General features: G+C 61.9%; 7 protein-coding genes. 2 read left to right on the top strand and 5 right to left on the bottom strand.

Features of this window, described 5'->3' with window-relative positions:
- The 5 genes from RWX87_RS06060 to RWX87_RS06040 all read right to left on the bottom strand — a co-directional run.
- Positions 1–995 (bottom strand): aminotransferase class III-fold pyridoxal phosphate-dependent enzyme (locus RWX87_RS06060; protein ID WP_314688647.1); only part of this gene is annotated, 995 nt, incomplete at its 3' end.
- A 636-nt stretch (positions 996–1,631) separates the two neighbouring features.
- Positions 1,632–2,756 (bottom strand): spermidine/putrescine ABC transporter substrate-binding protein, encoded by a 1,125-nt coding sequence (locus tag RWX87_RS06055; protein WP_314688646.1) that lies wholly within the window; start codon positions 2,754–2,756, stop codon positions 1,632–1,634.
- Positions 2,757–2,837: 81 nt separating this feature from the next.
- Complete coding sequence (locus RWX87_RS06050; RefSeq protein ID WP_314688645.1) at positions 2,838–3,740, bottom strand: ABC transporter permease; 903 nt, start codon at positions 3,738–3,740, stop codon at positions 2,838–2,840.
- Positions 3,737–4,723 (bottom strand): ABC transporter permease, encoded by a 987-nt coding sequence (locus RWX87_RS06045; RefSeq protein WP_314688642.1) that lies wholly within the window; start codon positions 4,721–4,723, stop codon positions 3,737–3,739. The genes RWX87_RS06050 and RWX87_RS06045 overlap by 4 nt, the downstream gene beginning before the upstream one ends.
- Complete coding sequence (locus RWX87_RS06040; protein WP_314688641.1) at positions 4,720–5,841, bottom strand: ABC transporter ATP-binding protein; 1,122 nt, start codon at positions 5,839–5,841, stop codon at positions 4,720–4,722. The genes RWX87_RS06045 and RWX87_RS06040 overlap by 4 nt, the downstream gene beginning before the upstream one ends.
- 280 nt (positions 5,842–6,121) lie before the next feature.
- Here RWX87_RS06040 and RWX87_RS06035 point away from each other — a divergent pair, with 280 nt between their 5' ends.
- Together RWX87_RS06035 and RWX87_RS06030 are read left to right on the top strand one after the other, a co-directional pair.
- Positions 6,122–6,628 (top strand): Lrp/AsnC family transcriptional regulator, encoded by a 507-nt coding sequence (locus tag RWX87_RS06035; protein WP_314688639.1) that lies wholly within the window; start codon positions 6,122–6,124, stop codon positions 6,626–6,628.
- 160 nt (positions 6,629–6,788) lie between these two features.
- Positions 6,789–7,652 (top strand): DMT family transporter, encoded by an 864-nt coding sequence (locus tag RWX87_RS06030; protein WP_314688638.1) that lies wholly within the window; start codon positions 6,789–6,791, stop codon positions 7,650–7,652.
- The last annotated feature ends 441 nt before the right edge of the window (positions 7,653–8,093 follow it).

Here is an 8,093-nt window from a genome sequence, read left to right as displayed (position 1 = left end):
AGGGGGTTGCCGCTGTAGGTGCCGACCTGGTACACCTCGCCGCTTTCGACGACGCTCATCACCTCATCGGTGCCTCCGATGGCGCCCATGGGCAGACCGCCGCTGATCGCCTTGGCCAGGGTGACCATGTCCGGCGTGACGCCGAAGAGCTTCGTGGCGCCGCCGGGGGCGATCGTCAGTCCGGTCTTGACCTCGTCGAAGATGAGCACCATGCCGTGGCGTCGGGTGATCTCCCGCACCTGCTCGAGATACCCGGGCTCCGGAGGCACGATGGACATGTTCATCAGGCAGGCCTCCATGATGAGGCAGGCCGGCGGATTCCCCTCGTTCTCCATCTCCACGATGCGATGCTCAAGGGCCTCGGCGTCATTGAAGGGCACCGGCACGGTGAGCGGCACGGTGGCCTTGGGGATGCCGGCGCCGTAGGGCAGGGACTTGAGGTGGAAGCGGTCTCCGATGTTCTCGTAGTCCTCGGAGATGGAGATCATCACGGCGTCGTGATGCCCATGGTAGGAGCCGAAGATCTTCATGATGTGGTCGCGGTGGGTGTAGGCGCGCGCGATGCGGATCGCGTCCATCGTCGATTCGGAGCCTGAGTTCGTATAACGCCACTTGGGCAGGCCGAAGCGCCTGGTGAGTTCCTCGGCGACCACGAAGTCGTCCTCATCGGGAAGCGCGAAATGCGTGCCCTTCGCGAACCGCTTGGTGACGGCCTCGCCGATGACGGGATTGGCGTGACCCTGGACCATGGCGCCGTAGCCGTTGTGGAAGTCGTAGTACTCGTTGCCGTCCACGTCCCAGATCCGCGAACCCTCGCCACGATCGACATAGATGGGCCACGGGTCGCGAAGCTGATAGGAGGAGGCGACGCCGTTGCACAGATGCTCGCGGGCCTTCTCGTACATCCGATGGGATTGGCCGAGCCTGGCGTCGAGGGTCGCCCCTTCCTTCGCCGTGAGCTCCTTGAGCCTTGTCGAATCGATGATTCCCGTCATGGGTGCTCCTTAACCCTGTCATCCGTACGGCGGCTGGACTCCGCCGACATAGCTGACTTCGTATTTAGCGGTGATTGTACCTAATCATGTCATTATTTCTTGGTTGTGAACTTAAATCGTTTCGAATTCTGTTGATGAATTAATAATTCACAACGATATATACCAACGCATCGCAGTCCTCGACGAAGAACGAGCATCACGTCCGTCCACACGTCTCTGCACGTCGAACGAGGCGACGCCGCTCGATCTGACGACGATGGCCCCTCCCGTCGCGAAGGATTCAGCCCTCTCTGCGATTCCGAGGCCGATAAGGCCGCCAGGCCCGGCCATGGAGAGGAACGATCCACGGTCAGTCAGCCGGCGGAGCCGGTCCGTTCATCCCGATCGTGCGCATGACGCCCGATCATGGGGCGACGACCGCACGCTGACGGCACGCGAGCGACCGCCGGCCCGTAGGCGCCCATTGCCTGGCGTTCGAACGGAGGAGGAAGGGAGCCGGCTCCATGTCTCTCGGGTCAAGCCGACGACCTGCGGGACGCGGGACCGGAGGAGCGACGACGGAAGTCCGGCCTACCCCGCCCTCGTCGTCCGTTCCGCCTTCAGACCCGGCAGCCGTCGTGCGATGCAAGAACCAGCTCAGCGACGGAAGTCCTCGAAGAGCTGGGTGTAGTAGTCGTTGATCTTGTTGGAGCAGGACTGCTCCATTCGCAGCGTCTTGAGCTCGGCGCTGGAGGGCACAATCGTGTTGCTCTTCTTCATGGACGCGGGGAGGAGGTCGTCACCTCCCTTGAGAACGCTTCCGGCGCCTCCGGAAACGTTGACCGGCAGCTGGTTCTTCGGGTTGAGCATCCAGTTGATGAAGGTCTTCGCCTGCGCGACGTTCTTGGCGCCGACCGAAATGGCCATGTTATCGACGTATTTCGATGTGCCGTCCGTGGGATAGACGAACTTCAGGCTCGGCTTCGAAACGATGGCCTGGTAGGCGTCGTAGCTCCACGCCATGCCGTACTTCTCCTCGCCGGAGGCCAGACGGTCCGCGACGCCCTCCGAGCTCAGGACGCCCACCTTGTTCTTGAACGCCGTCAGAAGCGTGGAGGCTTTCTGATAGTCCTCGGGATTCGTGGAGCACTGTTCCGACCCCGTGGCCCTCAGGGCCGCATTCGTGATCTCTATCTGATCATCGAGCACCTGCGCCTTGCCCGCCGAGGAGGCCATACTGAAGAACTTCTTCCATGACGTGGGCGCATCCGCGGCCGAGATTGACGACGAGTCGTAGACGATGCCCGTGTAGCCCGCCAGATAGGGGGCAGAGTACTGCAGCTTCTTGTCGTAATAGGGGCTGGTGAACTCCGACTTGATGTTCTTGGCATTCGGCAGGCTCGAGGTGTCGAACTTGAGCAGCAGACCCTCGGAGATCATCTGCTTGACCATGTAGTCGCTGGGCATGAGGACGTCATACCCCGTGCCACCCGTCGACTTCATCTTCGCCTCAAGCGCCTCGTTGCTGTCAAAGGTGTCGACGGTGAGCTTCGTCCCCGTGTCCTTCTCGTAGGCCTTGATCACGCTTTTGGGCATGTAACCGGCCCATGTGTACACGTGAAGCTCTCCGCCAGTGGCCGCTTTGTAGGCGCCTGTCGCCGCGGCGGAGCCGCTGACCGTCGAGTCGCTCACCCCGCCGCTGCAGGCGCCGACCGCAAGAACCATCGAAGCCGCCAGTGCGAGCGACGCCGCCTTTCGCAGCCCATGTCCCATGTCACGCATTGTGCGTCCTTTCTTCCATCTCTTTCTCCTACAGCTGTGAAGACAACTCACGCCCATGCGATGAACGCATAGTCGCGACGGTCATGGCCTTCTCCTTCGGCCGCTGGTCAGCAGAGTCGACACCACGGTCACCACGGTGGCCATCAGGAGCAGCAGCGTCGCGACGACGTTGATGCTGGGATTCGCCCCCTTCCGTATGAGGGAGAAGATGTAGATGGGCAGGGTCGTGGTTCCTGCCGACGTCAGGAAGTTGGAGATCATGAAGTCGTCCATGGAGATCACGAAGGCCATGAGAGCGCCGGAGATGATGGCGGGGGTCAGCAGGGGAAGCGTCACCCTCAGAACGGTCCGCATCCGTGTGGCGCCGAGATCGACGGCCGCCTCGAAGCAGGACTGGTCGATGCTCTGGAGCCTCGCCCTGAGCGGCATGACCACGAAGGGGATGCAGAAGGTGGTATGGGCGAGGACGAGCGGAACGAATCCGGGCGACATCCCGAGAAGTCTGATAAAGGCCATGGTGGAGATGCCCAGGACCACCTCCGGAATGATGAGCGAGGCGTTGATGAGGGCCGTGGCGACGGCCGAACCGGCGCGCGACATGTTGTCAGCGGCGAGAACGAAAGCCAGTCCGAGAACCGTGGAGAGGACCATCGCGATCGTGGCCACCTCGAGCGAGACCAAGGTCGCCGAGATGATGGAGGAATCGGTGAATACGCTGGCGAACCACCTCAGCGAGAAGCCTTTCCATAGCAGGGCCTGATTGCCCCCGTTGAAGGCGAAGATCACCACGAAGATCATCGGGACGTAGAGGAAGAGCAACACGAGGATGCTGATGGGCGCCACTCCGGGGAAACGGCGCAGCGAATCCCTGCCCCATCTGCCCGAACGACGCGTGCTCGCAGGATGCCGCCCAACGGCCGGGGACACTTGCGACGGCGTCTCTCCATGCTGTTCCCCCGTGGGAACCATCACCGACGTGCTCACAGGAGCTGCCCAGCCTTTCTCGAGGCCTTGCCACCCAGGACCGTGGCGGCCACCCCGCAGATCAAAGTGACGAGAAGGATGATGGTGGACAGAGCGGCTCCGAACGGCCAGTTTCGGGCTTCGGCGAACTGCGAGGCGATGAGGTTGCCCATCATGAGCACCTTGCCGCCGCCAAGAAGCACCGGTTGGACATAGGATCCGAACGCGGGGATGAAGCATAGGGCGATGGCCGAGACGACCCCGGGCCTCGCCGCCCTGAGGATGACGCGTCTCATCACCGTCATCTTGCGGGCGCCCAGGTCGAAGGCGGCCTCGACGAGCCGGAAGTCGAATCCGGACAGGGCGGAGTACATGGGCAGGATGGCGAAGGGCAGGAACGTGAATATCAGGCCTATGAGGGAAGCCGATGACGTGTACAGCATCTGTCTGGTCCCAAGCCCCAACGCGCGGAGGACCACGTTGATCGGCCCGTTCTCGTTGAGGATGAGCATCCAGGCGTACGTGCGCACGATCAGGTTGGTCCAGAAGGGGATGGTCACCAGAAGAACGAGGATCCGCTGCATCCGTGGGCTGCGCAGGGACATCCACAGCGCGATGAAAAAGGACAGGACGATGCAGGTCACCGTCGTGATGAGCGCCTGGAGCAGGGACATCCCGCATACCTCGAGATACCGGGGGTCAAGGAAGCGGTTGCCCAGGAAGTCCTCCCGATACACCAGCTGCTCGTAGGCCTTGGTGCTGAACCGGAACACCACTCCCCCGCCCGTCTCCGGCTGGCTCATGAAGGAGAAGGCGACGATGACGCAAACAGGCCCCAGCGTGAACAGCAGACCGATGATGACGGACGGCACGGCGTACCAGTGGCCGAGCATGCCCGGCCGCACGCTCCTGTGGGAGAAGGAGAAGGGCCGGCGCGATGGGGTCGGCGAAGCTGGCTTCGACGGCGCGTCGACGGCGGTCCGGGAAGTCGGCGCCGCGGTCATCTCTCCACCACCCTCATATGCTCCGATCCGATCACCACGGTGACCTTCGCTTCGGGTCTCAGTTCGACGTCGAACGACGACGGAGCCAGCCGGGCCATGAGCTCGGTCCCATCGTCCAGACGAACGGAGCAGCGGACATGGGCGCCCATGAACGTCAGCCAAGTGATGGACCCCTGGAGTCCTCCGCCGCCGGGGGCGCTCAGCGTGATGTGCTCCGGACGCACCGCGACGCAGACCTGCTCGCCCTCCGACAGATTCGCGAGATCCTGCTGCACCGGGAACGTGGAGCTCTCGAGCACGACGGAATCACCCCGTCCCTTGACGCCGTCGATGAAGTTGATGTCCCCGATGAAGTCGGCGACGAAGCGGTTCACCGGCTCGTCGTAGATCTGCTCGGGGGTCCCCACCTGCTCCGGTCTGCCGTTGGAGAACACGGCGATCCGGTCGGCCATGGACAGGGCCTCCTCCTGGTCATGGGTGACGAAGACGAAGGTCACCCCCGTCTCGCGCTGAATCCTCTTGAGTTCGACCTGCATCTGGCGACGGAGCTTGAAATCCAGCGCGGACAGGGACTCGTCGAGAAGAAGCACCTCGGGGCTTTTCGCCAGAGCCCGGGCCAGGGCCACGCGCTGCTGCTGCCCGCCGGAGAGCTGGTCGGGATGACGCGCTCCGATGTCGCTGAGATGGACGAGGTCGAGCATGTCCGAAACCGCCTTGCGGATGACCTTCCGGGGCTTGTGCTCCATCTCCAGTCCGAAGGCGATGTTCTGTTCGACGGTCATATGGGGGAAAAGCGCATAGCTCTGGAATACGGTGTTCACCGGGCGCTCGTACGGAGGCAGGTCGTCGATCTTGCGGTCATCCAGGTAGATCTCCCCTGCGTCCAGGGTCTCCAGCCCCGCGATGCTCCTCAGCAGGGTGGTTTTTCCGCACCCCGACGGGCCGAGCATGACGAAGAACTCCCCCCGGCAGATTGCAAGGCTCACGTCGTCGATGGCGTGGACCTCCTTGCCTTCGGCCGATCTGAACACCTTGCTGGCCCTGTTGATCGTCAGACCTGACTCCCGTCTGTCGACATCAGGGTTCCGACTGATCTGAGGCTCCTGCGCATCCGCCATCGGGCCTCCTTTCCGATCTCGTCCCGGTCGTGTCGCAATCGTCACGGGATTCCTCCCGCTTGGAACGCGCCACAAGCCATAAATGCGAAAAACATGGGGAATGATGATTTTTACTGCGGTTTACTACGGTACATAAAGGTATATCTTTGCGTTCCTTGGTCTTTATCAAAGAATGACTTGATTTCCATACGGTAAAATCCATATTGCGAACGAGGACGATTCGTAACGTCGCGTTTTCCCGACGCCGCTGAGAATGCGGCATGGGAGCGATAATGGGCGCATGACATCGGAACGGACGCCCGACGAGGCTCAGAGGAACGACGAAGGACCCGCGAATCCGCTGCTCGATGAGGCCAACAAGGTCATCATCCAGCAGCTTCAGGAGAACGGACGCCGTTCGTACGTCTCGATAGGACGATCCGTCGGACTGTCAGAGGCGGCAGTCCGCAGCCGCGTCCAGAGGCTGACGGAGGCCGGAGTCATCCAGATCGTCGCCGTCACCGACCCGCTTCAGCTCGGCTTCACGCGACAGGCCATGATCGGCGTGACCATCAACGGCTCGGGAGATCTCGAGTCCATTCTCGAAAACCTCAAGAAGATCTATAACGTCGACTACATCGTCGTCACCGCGGGCCGCTTCGACATTCTCGTCGAGGTGTTCGGATCCTCGGACGACGAGCTTCTCTCCATCGTCACGCAGATGCGGTCGATCGGCGGAATCGATCGGACCGAGATCTTCACCTATCTCAAGCTTGCCGTACAGAGATACGATTTCGGTGTCAGATAGTTCCAATCACCTATAGATTCGTGCAATATCTGCGAAATCGCCAACGACTATCGAAACAAATGTCAGACACAATCGCCACATGCGCCATCCACTGCATCATCGACCGACGGAGGTCCGTTCATCCTCCCTGTCGTTTCGCCGATGGATCGTCCCCCGGACCATGCTGCTGGCGTCGGCGGCCATCTGGGGCGGGAGCTACAGTCTCTCCAAAAGGGCGCTCGAGGACATCCCGGTCCAATGGCTTCTGGCTCTGAGAATGGGAGGAGCCGTCGTGCTGATGACGGCCTTCTTCGGCCGGCGGCTCCATCGGGGCATCAGCCGTCGCGTGCTGCTGTGGGGATCGGCATCAGGCGCCGTGTACTATGTGGCCTTCCTTCTGCAGACCATGGGCCTGCAGGGCATGGCATCGGGACGAAACGCCTTTCTGACCGCGGCGTACTGTGCCGTCACACCCTTTCTTCTCTGGATCTTCCGCCGGAGAGCCCCCGGCGTCCAGCACATCGCCGCCTCCGTCCTGTGTCTGGGCGGCGTGGGACTCGTCGCCTCCTCGCAGTCCGGAGGAATCGGCGCCGGGATCCCGCCCGGAGTCGCCGATGCCATCACGCTTGCCGGCGCAGTGGCATGGGCCTGCTACTTCTTTTCGGTGGGCACGCTCTCCATCTCGTACGATCCCATCGTCCTTACCTTCATCGCCTTCGCCAGCTCGGGGGTGCTCTCCCTTCTCGGCGCTTTCGCCACGGAGAGCATCCCGTCGGTCGAATCGCTCGACGGCGGGACCCTGGCATGCCTTGCTGCGCTTCTGGTGGTGACGTTCCTCGCCCAGCTTCTCGAGAACATCGGAATCGCCGGGACTCCGCCCAATGAGGCCTCGATCCTGCTCTGCACGGAAACTCTTTTCGCTCTGGCGTTCTCCGTCACGTTCCTCGGAGAACGCCCCGGATTCTCAGCCATGGAAGGATTCGCCCTCATCTTCCTGTCCATCGTCCTGTCGGAACTCCCTCATCGGCTTCATCAGGTTCAATAATGGGACTTCAATAATGGGGATGGGCTCGTTCCCGCGGGCTATTCCACGGCTCCATCGCACGGAACGAAAGGTGATGGTCAGGCACCCTGACGGATGCCAGCCCGGGAAGCACAGCCGCGAGGTGCATAAGCGCGGTCGCCCATCCATCTCGAGCGGAAGGCTCGTCCCGGAAACCGCGCCTCGCATCGTTCCGTCGGCGTCCCTCCACGGCATCGCGTGGGATGGGCCCGCGGGACGGGGCGGCAATGGAACGCCGGACATCGGAGTCATGAATAAAAGAAATCCCCGGGAAACGTCGGAATGACGCCATTCCCGGGGATTATCGCGGAGTCAGAGGGTCATCGTTATCGTCGTTATCATCGTCGTTATGCGGAAAAACGAAGTCCCGGAACCGTTGGAAAATCAACGATTCCGGGACCTGATGCGGAGTCAGAGGGATTC

The sequence above is a fragment of the uncultured Bifidobacterium sp. genome (assembly GCF_963540075.1).
In the GTDB taxonomy this organism is placed as follows: domain Bacteria; phylum Actinomycetota; class Actinomycetes; order Actinomycetales; family Bifidobacteriaceae; genus Bifidobacterium.
This window is presented reverse-complemented; position numbering and strand designations above follow the sequence as displayed.